At 60.9% G+C, this 18,415-nt stretch carries 8 protein-coding genes and 1 pseudogene; 6 read left to right on the top strand and 3 right to left on the bottom strand.

What is annotated here, in order from left to right:
- Positions 1 to 21: 21 nt before the first annotated feature.
- Genes ABTV22_RS11640 through arsH form a run of 3 tightly spaced genes read left to right on the top strand, consistent with a single transcriptional unit; the run spans position 22 to position 2,517 of the window.
- Positions 22 to 1,305: an arsenic transporter gene (locus ABTV22_RS11640; protein WP_433741369.1), complete on the top strand. Its 1,284-nt coding sequence runs from the start codon at positions 22 to 24 to the stop codon at positions 1,303 to 1,305.
- A 27-nt stretch (positions 1,306 to 1,332) separates the two neighbouring features.
- On the top strand, positions 1,333 to 1,803 hold the full coding sequence (locus tag ABTV22_RS11635; protein ID WP_433740243.1) for an arsenate reductase ArsC: 471 nt from the start codon (positions 1,333 to 1,335) through the stop codon (positions 1,801 to 1,803).
- A gap of 12 nt (positions 1,804 to 1,815) precedes the next feature.
- The gene (gene arsH, locus ABTV22_RS11630) at positions 1,816 to 2,517 is read left to right on the top strand and encodes an arsenical resistance protein ArsH (RefSeq protein WP_433740242.1); all 702 of its coding nucleotides are present in this window, start codon (positions 1,816 to 1,818) and stop codon (positions 2,515 to 2,517) included.
- A 528-nt stretch (positions 2,518 to 3,045) separates the two neighbouring features.
- Here arsH and ABTV22_RS11625 read toward each other — a convergent pair.
- Positions 3,046 to 3,882 (bottom strand): annotated as a pseudogene (locus ABTV22_RS11625) (type VI secretion system baseplate subunit TssF); the annotation flags it as partial.
- A 281-nt stretch (positions 3,883 to 4,163) separates the two neighbouring features.
- Here ABTV22_RS11625 and ABTV22_RS11620 point away from each other — a divergent pair.
- Positions 4,164 to 4,616, top strand: a complete 453-nt coding sequence (locus ABTV22_RS11620; protein ID WP_433740241.1) for a hypothetical protein — start codon at positions 4,164 to 4,166, stop codon at positions 4,614 to 4,616.
- A gap of 201 nt (positions 4,617 to 4,817) precedes the next feature.
- Here ABTV22_RS11620 and ABTV22_RS11615 read toward each other — a convergent pair whose 3' ends face one another.
- Positions 4,818 to 5,789 carry an AraC family transcriptional regulator gene (locus tag ABTV22_RS11615; protein WP_433740240.1) on the bottom strand — a complete coding sequence of 324 codons (972 nt, stop codon included), beginning with the start codon at positions 5,787 to 5,789 and terminating at the stop codon, positions 4,818 to 4,820.
- A 190-nt stretch (positions 5,790 to 5,979) separates the two neighbouring features.
- On the opposite strand from ABTV22_RS11615, the gene ABTV22_RS11610 reads away from it, so the two are divergent.
- Together ABTV22_RS11610 and ABTV22_RS11605 are read left to right on the top strand one after the other, a co-directional pair.
- Complete coding sequence (locus ABTV22_RS11610) at positions 5,980 to 6,933, top strand: diiron oxygenase (protein WP_433740239.1); 954 nt, start codon at positions 5,980 to 5,982, stop codon at positions 6,931 to 6,933.
- A gap of 57 nt (positions 6,934 to 6,990) precedes the next feature.
- Positions 6,991 to 7,413: an MAPEG family protein gene (locus ABTV22_RS11605; protein WP_433740238.1), complete on the top strand. Its 423-nt coding sequence runs from the start codon at positions 6,991 to 6,993 to the stop codon at positions 7,411 to 7,413.
- A 63-nt stretch (positions 7,414 to 7,476) separates the two neighbouring features.
- On the opposite strand, the gene ABTV22_RS11600 is transcribed toward ABTV22_RS11605, so the two are convergent.
- Positions 7,477 to 18,315, bottom strand: a complete 10,839-nt coding sequence (locus tag ABTV22_RS11600; protein WP_433740236.1) for a peroxidase family protein — start codon at positions 18,313 to 18,315, stop codon at positions 7,477 to 7,479.
- Between the last annotated feature and the right edge of the window lie 100 nt (positions 18,316 to 18,415).

Here is an 18,415-nt window from a genome sequence, read left to right as displayed (position 1 = left end):
CCCTGAATGAGTGAGCCTTCAATGCTGGTCGCTGTAGCTGTTTTCGTTTTCACCCTCGTTCTGGTGATCTGGCAACCCAAGGGCCTCGGCGTAGGCTGGAGCGCCACTATCGGCGCGGTCATCGCCCTGTCGGTGGGCGCAGTATCGCTGCAAGACATTCCGACGGTGTGGGCCATTGTCTGGAACGCCACCGCTACGTTCATCGCCGTCATTATCATCAGTCTGTTACTGGATGAAGCCGGCTTCTTCGAATGGGCCGCCCTGCATGTGGCGCGCTGGGCCAATGGCAGCGGCTACCGCTTGTTCGCGTTTTGCGTGCTGCTGGGCGCTGCGGTGTCCGCGCTGTTTGCCAACGACGGCGCAGCGCTGATCCTGACGCCCATCGTCATGTCCATGCTGATGGCGCTGCGTTTTTCCCCTGCCGCGACCCTGGCGTTCGTCATGGCCGCCGGCTTCATCGCTGACACCGCCAGCCTGCCTCTGGTGGTGTCCAACCTTGTGAACATCGTGTCCGCCGACTACTTCGGACTGGGCTTCGCCGAGTACGCCTCGGTGATGGTCCCGGTAAACCTGGCCAGCGTCGCCGCCACCTTGCTGGTGCTCTTTGTGTACTTCCGACGGGATGTGCCGCAACGCTATGCCATCGATGCACTGAAGAAACCCGAAGCGGCGATTCACGACCGCGCCACGTTTATCGTTGGCTGGTGGACATTGCTTGTGTTGCTGGTGGGTCTCTTCGCCCTGGACCCCTTGGGAATTCCCATCAGTGCGGTCGCAGCAGTTTGTGCGGCGATCCTCTTCGCGGTCGCCGCAAAAGGCCACAAGATCTCCACACGGCGTGTGTTGCGCGAAGCCCCTTGGCAGGTGGTGATTTTCTCCCTGGGCATGTACCTGGTGGTGTATGGCCTGAAGAACGCCGGGCTGACGGATGCGCTCACCCATGTACTCGACCGCCTCGCCGAACAGGGTCTTTGGAGCGCCGCCATCGGCACCGGCCTGATGTCCGCGCTGCTGTCGTCGGTGATGAACAATATGCCCAGCGTGCTGATTGGCGCACTGTCGATTCAGGCCAGCGATGCGCAGGGTGTTGTCCGCGAGGCGATGATCTATGCCAACGTCATCGGTTGCGACCTGGGCCCGAAAATCACCCCCATCGGCAGCCTTGCCACGCTGCTCTGGCTGCACGTGCTGGAACGCAAGGGCATGCGCATTACTTGGGGTTACTACTTCAAGGTCGGCCTCTTGCTGACTCTTCCGGTTCTGTTGATCACCCTCTCGGCGCTGGCTCTGCGCCTGAGCCTTTGATGTCCGCAAACGCGGAAGGAGCAATCCATGCGTGTCCTGTTCATGTGCACGGCCAACAGTTGCCGCAGCATCCTTTCAGAAGCCCTGTTCAATCATTTGGCGCCGCAGGGATTCGAAGCGGTGAGCTCCGGGAGCTTTCCCAAGGGGCAAGTGTTGCCGCGCAGCCTCACCACGCTGCAGCAGGCCGGCATTTCCATTGAGGGTTTGAGCAGCAAGGGCAATGACGCCTTTGAGGGCAACCTGCCGGATATCGTCATTACCGTGTGCGACAAGGCGGCCGGTGAAAGCTGTCCGGTGTACTTCGGCCCAGCGCTCAAATCCCATTGGGGCCTGAAAGACCCCTCTGACGTGGTGGGTGACGAAGCCACGGTGGACGCCGCTTTCCGCGCCACACTGGCGCACATCGAGCAACGCTGCAAAGCCTTCCTCGCCCTTCCCTTCAACAGCCTCAGCCGCGATGAACTCAAACGCGAGCTGGATCGAATCGGCGCTCTCTGAGCCGGAGGCCCCATGTCAGAACAACTGCCCAACCTTGACTTGTCGCTGTTCGACGACGCGCAGACCGCACCCCGTCCGGGTGATCACAAGCCACGTATCTTGCTGCTGTACGGTTCGACCCGCGAGCGCTCGTTCAGTCGTCTGCTGGTGGAAGAAGCCGCTCGACTGTTGCAGCACTTGGGCGCCGAAACCCGCGTCTTCAATCCCTCTGGGTTGCCACTGCCCGACGACGCGCCTGCCGACCACCCCAAGGTCCAGGAACTGCGCGACCTGGTGCTGTGGTCGCAAGGTCAGGTCTGGTGTTCACCGGAGCGCCATGGTGCGATGTCCGCCGTGTTCAAGGCGCAGATCGACTGGATCCCCCTCGCACTCGGCGCCATTCGCCCGACGCAGGGCAAGACGCTGGCGGTGATGCAGGTCTGCGGTGGCTCGCAGTCCTTCAACGTGGTCAATCAGCTGCGTGTGCTGGGCCGCTGGATGCGCATGTTCACCATCCCCAACCAGTCTTCGGTGCCAAAGGCGTACATGGAGTTCGACGACGCCGGCCGGATGAAACCCTCGGCGTTCTACGATCGAGTGGTCGACGTGATGGAAGAACTGGTGAAGTTCACCCTGCTGCTGCGTGACCGTCAGGATTTCCTGGTGGATCGCTATTCGGAACGCAAGGAAAGCGCCGAACAGCTCATGGCACGCGTAAACCAACGTGCAATCTGAGGCCGGCCTTTCTATCGAAATCAGTGGGAGCGCGGCTTGCCCGCGAAGAGGCCGGTGCAGCCAACATCGACGCCACCCGACACCACGCGTTATCGTTGACGTCCATCGCGAGCGTGCTCGCTCCTACAGATAGCGCAATCGACACAATATCTGTAGGAGCGTGGCTTGCCCGCGAAGAGGCCAGTGCAGCCAACATCGATGCCACCCGACAGCCCGCGTTATCGTTGACGTCCATCGCGAGCATGCTCGCTCCTACAGGGTTTTGTGTCGTTCACAGACTATGCAATCGACACGCAACCTGTGGGAGCGGGCTTGCTCGCGAAGGGGCCGGTACAGTCGATATGAATATTGAAGGTGCACAGGCGCATCCGGCCAAAGAGGAACCCTCAAAAATCGAAACGACTCAACGCCGCCTGTCGATCAAATGGCAGATATCGCGTACTGGCGGTGGATGGCGGGCATCGGGTGGGGAGCTTGTAGGCGCTGAATCACAAAACTGTGTGCGAGCCTGCTCGCTCCCCACCAGGTTCAACCGGGAATACGCTGACTGTGGTTCTCGTTCCATCGCAGGCATTTTCCGGAAGGCTGAAGGATCAGCGTGAGCTGGTTGAACAGGTGAATGTCGGCGTACAAGGCGAAGAAGCGATGGAGCATTTCGCCGAACAAGCACATGTCCCCCTCGCCGCAAAAGCCGTTGGCATCGAGGGTGACTTCGATATCGACGCCGCGCAGCAGGAAGCCTTTTTCGAAGCGCTGTAACAGGCCGTGTTTGACCTCAACGATGGCGTCCAGGCGTCGACGATTCGCCTCGCTACCTGTCCACTCATACAGCGCCAGCGTGCCGCGCAGCACTTCGGCGTTGTCGAGCATCGGCAGGAAATTCGAGCCCAGGTGGCTCATCACTCGCCAGTGGAAGCGGTCACGGTTCGGTGGGTAGCACGGCAAGGTCGGCGCACACAGATTGCGCACCCGCAGGTCCACCTGGGAGGACTGCGCCAGTGTGTCGAGCAAGGTGCTTTGCAGGACCTGGCGCGGGAGTTGGCCATTGGTACCGGTCATGCGCAATGACAATCCCTGATTCTCGATCAGCGAATCGGCCTTGAACCCCTCGCCTCCCAGGATCAACCAGGTGTCATTCAGACCATTGACCGCGCGTTTCAACCGCGTATGGAAATAGCGCTCAGGCTCCTCGTCGCGCAGCATGCCGCCCTTGTGCTGGAAACTGCTGAAGGGCACATAGTCGTGCCTTGCGGTGTTTTTCGAGGCGCTGACCTGGTCTACCGAATAAATTTCAGCATGAGCGTCCTGCAAATACGAACCGCGCAGCAGATAGTCAGTTTTCAAAGGGTCCAGTTTCAGCGGGTCAACCCCGTCACATAAGGCCCATTGGGTTGATGCTGGGGCGGTGGTTGCTGAGCTGGGTCATGCACTGACACCACACGCCCCCTGTAGGAGCTGCCGAAGGCTGCGATCTTTTGATTTTGGTTTTTAAACGCAAGATCAAAGATCGCAGCCTTCGGCAGCTCCTACAGAGTCTGCGGCGGGACGCCGGTATAAGCCAGCAGGCAGGAATTGCGCCGCAAAGGCGATGAATGAGCTATACCCGCTAATCTCCCCTTGGCGTTTTCAGCACAGGAGTTTGGCAAATGAAACTCAGACACCCGATGGCGATGCTCATGGTCGCCACAAGCCTTTACGGCTGCGCCACGTCATCCGGCCAGAGCGTGAACGTTCCCCTGCAAGCCACCCGGCAGAACGCCGGCCAGATCGGCACTGTTTCGTTGACCGAGTGGGATAAACAAACCGGGCTCAGTTTCTTCATCAGTGGCATCCCCAGCGGAACGGTGCTGCCTTTGCGCCTCTATTCGTTCATCTATAAAGGCACGTGCCAGCAACCCGGGGCTGTCGCGTACGAATTGAATGATCGGGTCAACACCGAGCGGCAACCTGTACGCGGTTGGAGCTTTTCCAGAACCGCGCCTGTGCCGTTGTCCACCCTGCTGGCCGGTGAGTACTCCGTGGTCGTGCGAAGTGCGGCAACCGATGGCAACGTCGATCTTTTTTGCGGTGATATCAAACAGGCGAGCTCGGCAAAGTGACCAGGCTTTCGAAGCGTCTGTAGGGGCGTAATGCTGTTCACTTATAGACAGGCGCTCGCCACAGTTTCATGTCCGTCTCGAGATGTCCTGAAGTGAACAGCATTACTGTAGGAGCGAAACTTGCTCGCGAAAAATTCAAGACAACGGGTTCATTCAGATGATGCGTGTCATCGTTGACGTCCATCGCGAGCAAGCTTGCTCCTACAGGGTGTCAGGGTGCCCGGCCTGTTTGCGCCAGGCGCCAGGCGATGTGCCGAACTGGCGTTTGAAGGCACGGCTGAACGCCGCTTCCGACTCGTAGCCCACGGCAAAGCCGATCTGCGCCACATTCCCGTGCCCTTCGCGCAGTTGTTGCGCCGCCAGGTGCATACGCCAGAGCGTCAGGTATTGCATCGGTGGCTGTCCGACCAATGCCGTGAAGCGCTCGGCGAAAACCGAGCGCGACATGCCCACGTCCAGCGCCAGGGCCTCTGCGGTCCAGCTGTCGGTTGGACGCGCATGGAGCAGCGCCAATGCGCGTCCGATGTGCGGATCTCGCAAGCCCGCCAGCCACCCGCGCCGCTCGGCGGGAAGGCTGGCGACATACTGGCTGACGGCTTCGACGAAGAGCAATTCGGACAGCTTGGCGATGACCGTTGCCGAGCCGACACGCCCTGCTGCGATCTCACTGACAGCGAAACGAAATGAGCTTTCAATCCAGGCGCCCGAAGCCGTCGCGCGCAAGTCCAGTTTCAATAAGGCTGGCAACGTCGAAAGCAACGGGCCGAAGGCGGTTTCGGAGCCCAGGAACCCACACAGGATCTGCGTGGATTCGCCACCTGCGCCATATTTGATCCGTGAAATGCCGCCGATGTCAGGTGGTTCAATGACTTCCTTCACCGGCATGGGCGCAACGCTCAGGTCGCTGCCAAAGGTATGCAGGTCATTGCGAGGCAGCAGAACGAGCTCACCTGCCCGTACGTCAAGGGCGCTCCCCTTCTCGATCCGGATTTGCATACTGCCGGCGGCGACAAAATGCGAGGCAATGATATGTCGAGGGGCCGCCAGGTACGGCTTGCAATCGTCTGCGGAAATTTTCCCGCTGATGCACCAGGGCGCAGTGAACTCTGCCTCGAGGAAGACCCCTCCAGACAGCCGGATCACACGCAAGACATCAGACAGTGCATCCAACAAAGGCCAGCCCTCCTTTCCGGAGTCCGGAGCAGGTAATCAGGCGCATCGGTCATTCTTCGCCTGAACCGCGAGGCCTAGATTAGCACCAACGCGGACCCGGCGATCGAGGCGATCCCCCCAAGGTTTCACCCAGGGTCATTGGCTCCGTAATTGCCCTATTTCAGCTCGAACAGGTAAGCAGGAGATCGCTATGAACAGCCTCGTCACCCTAACCTCTCCAGACCCGCGCAACGCTGCCCGCTATGCCCAGATGGTCAGGTCATCGAAGAAAGCCGAATGGCAGATCGATCGCGATCTGCTGCAGGACCGGCAATTCGACTTCTCGCGTAAATTCCTGCCCGACGGGCTATCGCAGATCGATCGCCTGACTTTTCTCGCTCCGCACGAGGCACGCTTGCTCAGCCAGATTCAGGGCCGCACCTACGCCTACATCTTCGGCCTGGTCGAGCGCTTTATCAGCGCCAAAATGCTCGATCAGGGTCGAGCCCACGTATTCGACGATCAACTGGCACTCGAGGCGCTGGTGCGCTTTTCCAATGACGAGATCAAGCATCAGGAAATGTTCCGGCGTATGGAGACGATGATCGGCGCACACATGCCGGCGGGGTATCGCCAAGTGGCCGACCCCAACGATGTGGCGCGCGTGGTACTGGCGTCCAGCACCTGGTCGGTACTGGCGCTGACCTGTCATATCGAGCTGTTCGTGCAAACGCACTACGCGCAAAGCATCGCCCCGCGCGAGGAGTTGTGCCCGCTGTTCAAGGACGTTTTCAAATTTCACTGGAAAGATGAAAGCCGGCACGTCGTGCTCGATGAACTGGAGTGGAAGGCCGAGCACGCGCGATGCTCACCCACCGAACGCGACCAGGCCGTGAACGATCTGATTGTGCTGGTGGCCGCCGTCGACGACATCCTGCAAGCACAAGCCGCGGCCGATGCCGATTACTTCGTTCGCAATGTCTCACCCTCGTTCGGTGTCGATGAGGCTGCACAGATCAAAGCCTCGGTACTGGGTGCCTACCGCTGGCAATACATTATCTCGGGCGTGCAGCATCCCCACTTCGGTCGGCTGTTGACGCGCATGACGACTCCGGAGCAGATGTCCAGGATTCAGACCGCGCTGGCCCCCATCATGAGCCCTTGATCGACAGCGGGCAGCTGGGGATGACGTTCAGAAAATGATTGATCGAGGACGGCAGCCATGACGATTCCGATGTGGATGTTGCTTGGATTCGCGACCTGGACGCTGCTGCTGTTGATGGCAACGGTCGGGGTGTATCGCTGGGGCGGCATATTATTCGCCAAGGTTGCGATTGGATCGTTCCGAAGCGATCAGCTTGAAGGCGCGGACTGGTATCGGCGCGGAACAAGGGCACACGCCAACTGCGTGGAAAACCTTCCGGTGTTTGGCGCGATCGTATTCGTGATCTCGGCCTTGGGTATCGACAGCCCTGTCGTGAACGCCTTGTCCATTCTGGTGCTGATCGCTCGCGTGTGTCAGTCGCTGGTTCACGTGTCCCATGTACAAACCGATGGGTTCGTGGCGGTTCGGTTCAGCTTTTTTTGTGTTCAGTTGGTCTGTTTTTTGGCGCTCATTGTGATTGCCGCCAGTTACGGCGCATAAAAAAGGGAGGGCATCCACTGCCCTCCCTGTTGTCACGCTCCTTTGCGGAGACTGATCAGGACCTCAAGTGGCCAGGATGAAGTCTGCAGAAGTGACGGTTGTTGCGTCGGCCACACCCACCAGGCGGATTGAGTCAGCACCTCCAATACTGATCAAGGTATCCGCACCGACATCGGCGATGGTGACACTGCCGGCAAAGGTCGCCGCCGTGATGTTCAACCCGGAAATATCAATCCGGTCCTGGCCTCCCGCCAGGACGGCATCGAAGCCGAGGATCTGATCGGTACCGAAGCCCGCTGCGAACATGAAGATATCGTTGCCACTGCTGGCAACCATCACGTCGTTGCCGGCACCGCCAGTGACCGTATCGTTGCCATCGCCCCCGTCGATAAAGTCATTGCCGTTGCCACCCAACAGGGTATCGACGCCGATGCCACCGAGCAGCGTGTCATTGCCATCTCCTCCCTGGAGCAGATCGTTACCGTTACCGCCGTCCAGGTTGTCATTACCCAGCCCGCCGAGCAGCGTGTCGTTGCCGGTGTCACCGATCAGTGAGTCGTCGCCGTCACCGCCGTCGAGGCTGTCATCGCCATTGCCGCCGTTGAGAATATCGGCGCCAAGGCCACCCAACAGTTGGTCGTTACCGGTTTCGCCGTTGAGCCTGTCGTTACCGCCATTGCCGATGAGGATGTCGTTGCCGCCGCCACCATTGAGGGTGTCGCTACCTGCCCCGGCGGTGATGACGTTGTTCAACCCGTTGCCAATGCCGACGAAGGCGCCAGCGCCGGTGAACGTCAGGTTCTCGACATTGCCTGCCAGGGTGTAACTGGCCAGGGTCGTTTGTACGGTATCCACCCCCCCGCCAAACGCCTCGACCACCGTGTCCCCGCCGTTATCGACGATGTAGGTATCGTCGCCGGCCAATCCCACCAGCCGGTCGACACCTGCACCACCATTGAGGAGGTCGTTGCCGGCCCCGCCGTTGATGGTGTTGTCCAGCGCATTGCCGGTACCGGTGAAATTTCCGGCGCCGGTAAAGGTCAGGTTTTCGACGTTGGCACCGAGCACGTAGCTTGCCAGGCTGGTTTGCACCAGATCGGTACCGCCACCCACCGCCTCAATGACAGAGTCACCGACGTTATCGACCACAAAGGTGTCGTTGCCGGCACCGCCATTCATGGCATCGGCGCCAAGCCCGCCGTTGAGAGTGTCATTGCCGTCCTCGCCATTGAGGACATCATTGTCGTCACCGCCGTTGAGAATGTCGTTGCCAATACCGCCAAACAGCTGGTCGCTACCTGCCAGGCCGTTGAGCGTATCGTTCCCGCCCAGGCCAAACAGCAGGTCGTTACCCGCACCGCCGGTGAGGATGTTCGCCTGTGCATTGCCCGTCAGCACCACGCCAGTCGGCACCGTCACCGCTGCCGTCGCCGCCGAGGTCACTGACTCCTGCGTGCCGAAGCCATCGGTGTAGCGCACGATCACCCTCAGTTGCAGGTTGCCTTGCGCCGAACCCGGTGTGAACGTTGCAGCAGTCGCACCGCTGATGTTGGTGAAGGACGTGCCAATACCCTGCTGCCATTGGTAGCTGAAGGTGCCCAACCCATCCGCATCGGCGATCCCGGCCGTGATCGCAGTCAGCACTTGCCCTTGATCCGGTGTCGTATCGCTGATCAGCAAAACACCGGTCGGTGCATCGTTGACGTTGGCCACCGGCCCCAGGACGTCGGATGCGATGCTTTCGTGTACACCGAAGTCATCCACGTAATTGACCACCACGCGCACCGTCTGACCCACCTGAGACTGGCCAAGCGCGAGTGTGCTATTGGTGGCACCGGCGATGTTGACGAAGCCCGCCGGGCTGTTGACCTGCCACTGGAAGGTGAACTGCGGATTGCTCAGGCCATCCAGGTCGACGATGCTCGCCGGGTTGGCGGTCAACACCTGGTTCTGCACCGCCAGTCCCGCTACGGTCGGCACTATGCTGGGCAGGCTGTTGGGCGTCGAGTCGACGATTTCCAGCGTGCCCTTGGCATCCTGATACACCGCCCGCACACGGATATTCAGACCCGCTACATCATCCGCGACCCGGTAGGTGGTGCCGATCGCCCGCGATACCTCCCCAGCGGCGACGAAGGTGATGTCTTCATAAACACCCGTGCCTGGGATGTTTTCGACCTGCCAGTAGTAAGCCACCGCACCGGTCACCGCACCGCTCGCATTGCCCACTCCCACGTTGTCCGCATCGTGCACGCCCAGATTGCTGACGCGCAGCAACTGGCCGGCGACCGGCGTATCGTCACGCACACCGGTGGCATCATCGAGGATTGCCAGATGCCCCGTCGGACCGGCGTTTTGCGCGGTCCCCACGCCGGACGACTGCGCACGATCAGCGAACTGCAGGCGCTCGATGCCCGTCAGGCGATCGACACCGTCACGCCCCGCCACCGAGTCGGTCACAACGACGGTATTGCCATCGACCACGACGCTGTACTCCGACGCATTCCCGGTGAACAGCGCGGTGTCGTACTTGTCATTGCCGGTCAGAATCTCCCGCACAATGACCAGTTGGCCGGGGTTGTAGGTACCGTTCAACATAAATGGCACCATCGGCTCCATGCTGTCGAACGAGGCGATTTCCGGGCCGGTGCCATCGATGTTTTGCCGCACACTGATGCGTACGTTCAGCCACTTGTCACCGTCGATGATGTCGTCACCGCCGCGACCTTCGATCAGGTCGCTGCCGCTGCCACCGAGGATGATGTTACCGCCGTCGAAGAACGTCGCTCCGGCGGGCAGCAGACCTGCCAGGCCGTCGATCAGGTTGATGTTGGTCAGCACACTGCCGGTTGCCCCCGCAGTGGGCAGCGATGTCGCGTCTTCGTTATCGCCGCGCAGGAAGTCACCGTGGGACGAACCCGACAGACCTTCCATGATGTCGAAGCGCACCAGTGCCGAGGCCCCCGAACCCGGTACCGGCGGTACATCGAAAAAGCGGTCGCTGTAGTCGATGGTCACGCCCTGGGTGAGATCCTTGAAGGTCGCCCAGTCATAGCCGGAGCCGCCGATATAGCGGTCACCAAAGCCAAGACTGCCGACCATGATGTCGTCGCCGCCTTCGCCGTTGAACTTGTCGTTCTCGTTACCGCCGACGAACACATCGTTGCCGATCACCGGGTCATTGCCGAGCGGATCGAAGTTGTCGCCAGGGGCACCGTCCGACGTGCCCTTCTCGATCCAGTCGTCACCTTCGTTACCCATGTCCTGCTCGTTGGCCTTGCTGCCCAGGATGAAGTCGTTGCCCTGACCGCCAATGGCCTCGGAGGCGTCTTCACCGGTGATGATGAAGTCGTTGCCGAACCCGCCAATGATCAGGTTGATGCCGTTGCCGCCGTGCAACACGTCATTGCCGTCGCCACCCTGGATGTTATCGTCGCCGCCCATGTCGGTGATGATGTCATCGCCGGCGCCACCGCGCAGTTGGTCGTTGCCGTTACCGCCTTCGATGCGATCGTTGCCGCCGTCACCCCACACCGTGTCATCGCCGCCCCCGGAGATGAGGATGTCGGCATTGTTGGTGCCGCCCATCACGATGTGTTCTTCACCGATGTACTTGATGTAGTTGGCGTCCGGCCCGGCAGTCAACGGGTTGTCGCGGAACACCACCTGATGGTTGTTTTCGCTCAGTGGATCGGCGCTGCCCAGGCCTTCGTTGTACTGCTTGCTCTGGTCCTTTTCCAGATAGAACGCCACATCCGAGAACACCAGGCCAGGCAAGTGCGTGGCCGAGGTGTTGGCCATGATCAGCTTGGCGAACGAGTTGCTTTCAAGCTCGGCATTCATCGACAGGCCAGAGGTACGTTCCAGATAGTAGAAGCGGTCGCCATCCTGCAGTTTCTCCATCTGGTTCTCGAACACGAAGTTGAAGGTCGAGCCGAGCATGCCACCGAACGGCGTTTTCTCTTCGGCCAGGCCGCCGATCCACAGGTCGATGGCATCGACCCCCGTGATCGTCACACCCTTCAGATCATCGACGGTTCCCAGAGCCCCATCCTTGCCGGCCAGCGTTATGTTGGCCCAGGCGCCGGAGCCGTTGAGGAAGTCCATCCGATCGGCTGGCTCGTTAACACCACCATCGCCAAATACCAGCAACATCGCCGCAGCGCGCTTGCCTTCCAGCGTGGTTGCCGACGTGATCGTGCCATGCGTGCCATAGGCGGCGATGAAGTTGATCAACGACTCCGGATGCTTGAGGTGCTGCACCAGATCGACCCAACTGCTGTACGGCTTGAGTTGGGTATCACCGGTCTGGCTATAGATGTCGCGGCGAATGGCGTTGAGCGAGGGAATTCCCACGTCGCGGCCACGGGCGATGTTGATCGCCGGCAGGTCGAGCGGCAGGCCCAGCAGGTTGTTGCGCAGCGCCTCAGTGACGAACTCGTCGATCTCGTTACCGGCTTGCCGGGTCACCCCACGCACGATCGCACTGGTCGCATCCTCGGGCGTCACGCCACTGGCGGCGTACGCCAACGGGTTGAGGAACGCCGCGATCAAGCCCAGTTGCTGATCGGGATCTGCACTGCTCGGGTCGCCAATCACGTCGAAATTGACGTCGAAGCGATCGACGGTCTCGGTCAGCATCGAGTGGCCAAACCGGTACACGGTGTGGGCGAACTCGGCGACGATCGAGGCGTCGAGATCAACGTCATAGACCTGGGTCGGTGCGAAGAACAGGTCAACACGGGGCTGGATGGTCCGCGCAAACTCCTCGAACACCAAGTGCTGATACTGCATCTCGGTGCCGAACTTGGCCGCCTGGAACAGACGCTCGCCGTTCCACACCAGGGCATCGATATCGGCCTGGGTGACCGGCATTGCATTCACCGGATTGATCAGCCACTCGTTGAGGAAGGCCACGTCATGCGAATCGAGCACGGTGTCCTTGGTCTGCGCCACCAGCCGATTGTGCTCGGCGTGGAAGATCGCATGCACCGCGGTCAGGCCGATGTTTTCGTTGACCCGGCCATCACCGGCGATGTAGTGCGCGTCGAGCAGTTCGTTGTCATAGGTCAGGTTGTTGCCGGTCGGGCCAACGTTCTGCGCATTGCCGACATCGATATCGCCATCGGCCTGCAGAACCCCGCCGGAAATGACCGGCACGGCATTGTGGGCGATGTCGTTGAGGAAGGCATGGCCGGTGCGTACCGCGTTCGCCAGGCTTATCGGATTGGCCGGATCGCCTTCCATAAGGGTCGTGACGTCGTCGGCGTTGCCGGCAATGCCGTCCAACCCGTTGTTGACCCGAATGACAACCTGCGGGAAGCCATGCGGCCCCTTGATGAAGTTGCCGTAGGCGTCAGTCGCCAGCAGCGGACCGCTGTCGATATCGGCGTCGGTGAGATTGATGCCCAAAACGTCACGTGCCTGAGCCTTGACCACTTTCCAGGTCGCCATGCCACCGATTTCGGTGTCGTCCCCGGTACCGTACTTGCCGTCCAGCCCCAGGTCACGGTTGGTGATCAGGTTGCCGGTCGCTATAGGGCCGGCACCCGTCATCACGTATCCGCGCAGGAACACCTGGTGCGATGGATGCGAGCTGTAGGTCTGGTTTTGGTCCACGAACGGCGTGGTGGTGTTGGTGTGCTCATGGATGTCGTCGGCCGTGCCGAGAACGCCATCGGCCCCCGGCAGGTTGGTCGCGCGGGTCACCACCATGAAGTTGGTGTTGCCGCCCGGCACGTACAGCGGATCATCCGGTTGCAACGGGATGTAGATGGTGCCCGAACCACCCTTGGTCACCAAGTCCAGACCATGGTCGAAGAACTGCCCGAAGAAAGTCATCCAGGCATTGAACGGCGCGGACAATCCCGCATCCGCCGCGGTGTTCTCGAACAGGTACACATCGTGGTCGTCGGCCGTGCCGAACTGACCATCCATGCCGGGGCTGGCGACGATCCGCACGCCATCCTTGAGCACATCGTCGTTACCGCTACCCGTTACGCCGAAGTCGAGATGACCGTTCGCACCCGGGTCGTAAGCCGTGGCATAGGCCGCCGGGTTGTGCGAGGTCTGGTCGACGATCAGGTTACTGATGGTACGCGGCTGCGAGTCAAACACCGGGCCGCTGTTCTGCGCATAGGACGATCCCGGAAAAGCCGGGGAGCCTGGGCCGAAGAAACCCGCAGGCACACCTTCCGCCGGATTGAACACCGGATCGCTCAAGCGCGGGAAGGTGTTATCGGCGGCACCATATTCGGTGTGGTTGTTGCCGTTGAGGTTCATCAGGTTGTTGTTCGATCCGTCAACCGCCCGCAGGCCCAACGGCGCGCGGATATTCGGGATCAACGAGAGGATGTCCTGTCCGGCCGCGTCAGCCTCGGCAATCTTGATCTGATCAAGAATGAAATTGAGGTCGGAACGAACCATGTGAAGGCCCTCGCCGCCTGCGGTGGCGTCGACCACCGGCACCTGCGGCGTAGGCACAACCGGTGCGCCAGGCGCCACCACGGCGGTCGGCTGCGAGAACACCACTTCAGTGGTGCCATGACCATCCTGGTAGATTGCCTTGACCCGCAACGACAACCCGGCGAGGTCTGGAGAGACCTTGAACGCGGTGCCGTCGGCACTCTGGAACGCCAGGTCGCCGGCCGGCAGCAGGATGATGTCCTCGAACACGCCACTGCCTGGATCCGCCTCGAATTGCCAGTAGTAGGACACCGAGGAATTATTGAGCGTCCCCCCGACATTATTGGCATCGGTCACCCCGGCCACGCTGACGGTCAGCATGTCGCCCACGGTAATCGCGCCGCCGTTCCCATCGGTGATGGTTGGCCGGCCAACCGGTTGTGCATTCAGCCCTTCGACCAACACGCGCTGACCATCGGCGAATTGCAGGCGCTCGATGTGCAGCAAGGTATCGGTGCCGTCGCGGGCCACGACGGTATCCCTCACCGTCCAGACATCGTCCGCCAGACTGTCCGTACCGCGGGTGTCTTGAGTGACCACGTAGTCGGCCTGATTGCCGGAGAAAATCGCAGTGTCGAACGCCGCCCCGCCCGTGGAGGTACCAGGCAGGATTTCCCGCACGGCCTTGAGCTGCCCAGGGTTGTAGGTGCCGTTCATCATGAACGGAATCATATCGACCATGCTGTCGAACGAGGCGATCTCGGGGCCGGTGTGGTTGGTATCACCGGGGGCATAGACTGCAATCCTGACGTTGATCCATTTGTCGCCGTCGATCAGATCATCGCCACCGCGGCCCTCGATCAGGTCACTGCCATTGCCACCCAGGATGATGTTGCCCGTGGCAAAGCCGGTGGTCGGCAGTCCGGCGTCGGCCAGGAACTGCGCCAGGCCGCGGATCAACGCCACATTGGTCAGCGCACTGCCCGTGGCACCACCGTGATTGAGGATGGTGACCGCATCGACATCATCGCCTTTGAGCACATCGGCAAACTTCGAACCGGACAAGCCTTCCACTTCGGCGAAGCGATCAAGGATCGAGGCGGGCGAGGCGCCGACCGGATTGAACACCCCGGCATTCTGGTTTGGCGCATTGCCGTGAGGCTGGGCCAACGCGGCCAGGGACAGATCAGCGGTGACCCCGACCTTGTCATTCTTGTAGGTTATCCAGTCGAAACCGGACATGCCGTCCATCTTGTCCTGGGCATCGCTGCCGACAAAGATGTCATCGCCGCCCTCGCCGATCATTTCGTCGAAGCCACCGCCGCCGACGAAGATGTCGTTGCCGACCACATCGTCATTAAGCAATGGCGAGAAGTTGTCGCCAGGCGCACCGTCCTGGGTGCCCTTCTCGATCCAGTCGTCACCTTCGTTGCCGGTCGGTGGCAGGTTGGTCTTGGCACCGAGGATGAAGTCGTCACCCCTGCCACCGAAGGTGGTGGTGATGTCTTCGGTGGTGACGATGAAGTCCTGGCCATCGCCACCCAGGATCAGGTTGCCTGCCGCCAGCATGCTGCCGGCGATGATCACGTCGTTGCCGGCATTGCCTTCCAGACGGTTGTCACCGAACGAGTCGGTGATGATGTCATCGCCGTCGCCACCCAGTACCGCGTCGTTGCCGGCACCGCCTTCGAGGCGGTCGTTGCCCGCATCGCCATAAAGGGTGTCGTCGCCGTCACCAGAGATGATGATGTCATTGCCGGCGGTGCCGCCGAGAACGACATGGTCTTCACCGGTGTAATGCAGGAAGTTGGTATCCGTGCCGGGGGTGTCGGGGTTGTCGCGGATCACCAGCGGCACGATTTCCACGCCGTTGATCATGATGCCGCCCGTAGGGTCGGCATTGCCGTTCGCGCCAAGACCCGTGAACTGCTTGGCCTGATCCACCTCAAGGGTGAACGTTGGCGTCAGGAACACAGTGTTCGACAAGTGGGTGACATCGCTGTTGAGCATGATCAGTTTGGCAAAGGAGTTGTTCTCAAGCTCCGTGCCGAAGTTCAGACCCGCAGTACGCGACAGGTAGTAGAAGCGGTCGCCGTTCTGCAACGCCTCCAATTGGGTTTCAAACACGAAGTTGAATGTCGAGCCGAGCATCCCGCCGAACGGCATTTTCTGCTCGGCAAGACCACCGACCCAGAAGTCGATGTCGTCCACACCGGTGGTGGTGACGCCATTGACCATGGCGTAGATGCCCGTACTGTTAAGGAATGCCAGGCGATCGGCCAGGTTGGCGGTAAAGATCCGCTCATCAGCAGTCCCCACGTTGATCACCGCGCTGCCGCCAAACACCAGGGCAGCGGCGACCGCACGCATCTCGACCAGGGTATCCACATCGGCTGCAGTCAAGGCCCCGTGGGTGCCGAAGGCGGCGATGAAGTTGACCAGGGATTCGGGGTGCTTGAGGTTGTTCGCCAGGTCAGCCCAGCTGATGTACGGCTTGAGTTGGCTATCACCCGTCGCTGCATAGAACTCACGCCGCGCCTCATTCAAGGTGGGGATACCGGTGTCGCGACCGCGCGCCAGGTTCAGGGCTGGCAAATCGAGCGGCAGGCCGAGCAGGTTGTTGCGCAACGCTTCGGTGACAAATTCGTCGATCTCGTTGCCGACCTGACGGGTCGCACCGCGAATGATCGCCCCGGCCGCTTCGTCCGATGTCGCCCCGCTGCCGGCGAACGCCAGCGGGTTGAGGAAGGCCGCGATCAGGCCGAGTTGCGAGTCGGGGTTGTCCGGGTCGGTTAGGATCGGATTGAACTCGGGGTCGAAGCGATCGACGGTTTCGGTCAGCATCGAGTGACCAAAGCGGTACACCACGTGGGCGAATTCGGCGAGGATCGCCGGGTTGATCGAGGTGTCATAGCCGTTGGGAGCCAGGAACTCATCGACCTGCGGCTGAATGGTTCGTGCAAACTCCTCGAACACCAGGTGCTGGTACTGCATCTCGGTACCGAACTTGGCGGCCTGGAACAGGCGTTCGCCGTCCCACACCAACGCCGCGATCTCGGCGGCGGTCGTCGGTATCGCCGCCACATCGTCCGCCAGCCACTCATTGAGGAAAGCCAGATCGCCGGCGGCCAGGATGGTGTCCTTGGATTGCTGGACCAGGCGGTTGTGCTCGGAGTGGAACACATGGTGCACGGTGGTCAGGCCGATGTTCTCGTTCGCCCGGCCATCGCCGGCGATGTAGTGGGCATCGAGCAGTTCGTTGTCATAGGTCAGGTTGTTGCCGCCCGCGCCGACGTCCTGCGCATTGCCGACATCGGTGTCGCTATCGGCCTGTAGAACCCCGTTGACGACGACCGGCGCGGCGTTGTGGGCGATGTCGTCGAGGAAGCCATGGCCAGTGCTTACGGCGTTGGCCAGGCTAATCGGCGCATCCCGGTTGCCTTCAACCAGTTGAGTAATGTCATCGGCGGTCCCGGCGACACCGTCGGCACCGTTACTGATGCGCATCACCACCTGCGGCATGCCGCTGGGGCCACGAATGAAATTGCCATACGCATCGGTCGCCAACAGCGGCACGTTGTGCACGTCGGCGTCGGTCAGGTTGATGCCAAGAATGTCGCGGGCCTGGGCCTTGACCACGGCCCAGGTCGCCATCCCGCCTTTTTCGCCGTGGCCGTCATCGGCGGTGCCGAACTTGCCATCGGCGCCGAGATCGCGATTGGTGATCAAGCGCCCGGTTGCAATCGGGTCGCCGGCCGAATTGAGGGTGTACTCGCGCAGGAACACCTGATGCGACGGGTGCGAGCTATAGGTCTGGCTTTGATCCACGAACGGTGAAGTGGTGTTGGGCTGGCCATCATCGGCCGTGCCAACGATGCCGTCCGCGCCGGCGGTACGCACGGCGCGTGAGAGCACCATGAAATTGGTCGGGCTCTGCGGATCGTACAACGGGTCGTCCGGTTGTAGCGGTATAAACACGACGTCCGTAGCGCTCTTGGTGACCAGGTCCAGGCCATGGTCGAAGAACTGGCCGAAGAAAGTCATCCACGAGTTGAAGCTGGCCGTCAGGCCGACATCCGGAGACTGATTGGGGATGAAGAACACTTCCTTGTCGTCATCCGTGCCGAACACTCCATCCAGACCGGGGCTGATCACCGGGTCGGCACCGCCGTTCGCCGCCACCGCCGCCGGGTTGTTGGCGGTCTGGTCGACGATCAGGTTGCTGATGATGCGTGGTTGCGGGTCTACCACGCTCCCTGTCCCCTGGTAGGACGCTCGATACGCAGGGTCAAGCAGGCGCAGGAAAGAGTTGTCCGCGGCGCCGAACCCGCTTTGTCCGGCGACCAGGTTGTTATAACTGCCATCGACGGTGCGCAGGCCGAATGGCACCTGACTGTTGGGTAACAAATCTATGAGGCTGGCGCCGTCGGCATGCGCTTCGGCGATGAAGATCTGCTTGAGGATGAACTCAAGGTCCGACTTGCTGAAATTTGCCATTTTCGATTGCCCTCGATTTATCTGTGAAAGGCACGGGACGAAAAAGCCCTCCCGCGCCCAGTCAGGTGCTGGCGTGCGCAGTGTTGGTTGTTATTTTTTT

The organism is Pseudomonas putida (assembly GCF_050990305.1).
In the GTDB taxonomy this organism is placed as follows: Bacteria; Pseudomonadota; Gammaproteobacteria; order Pseudomonadales; family Pseudomonadaceae; genus Aquipseudomonas; species Aquipseudomonas putida_AH.
Note: the sequence above shows the minus strand (reverse complement) of the source record. Positions and strands in the feature narration are given on the sequence as shown.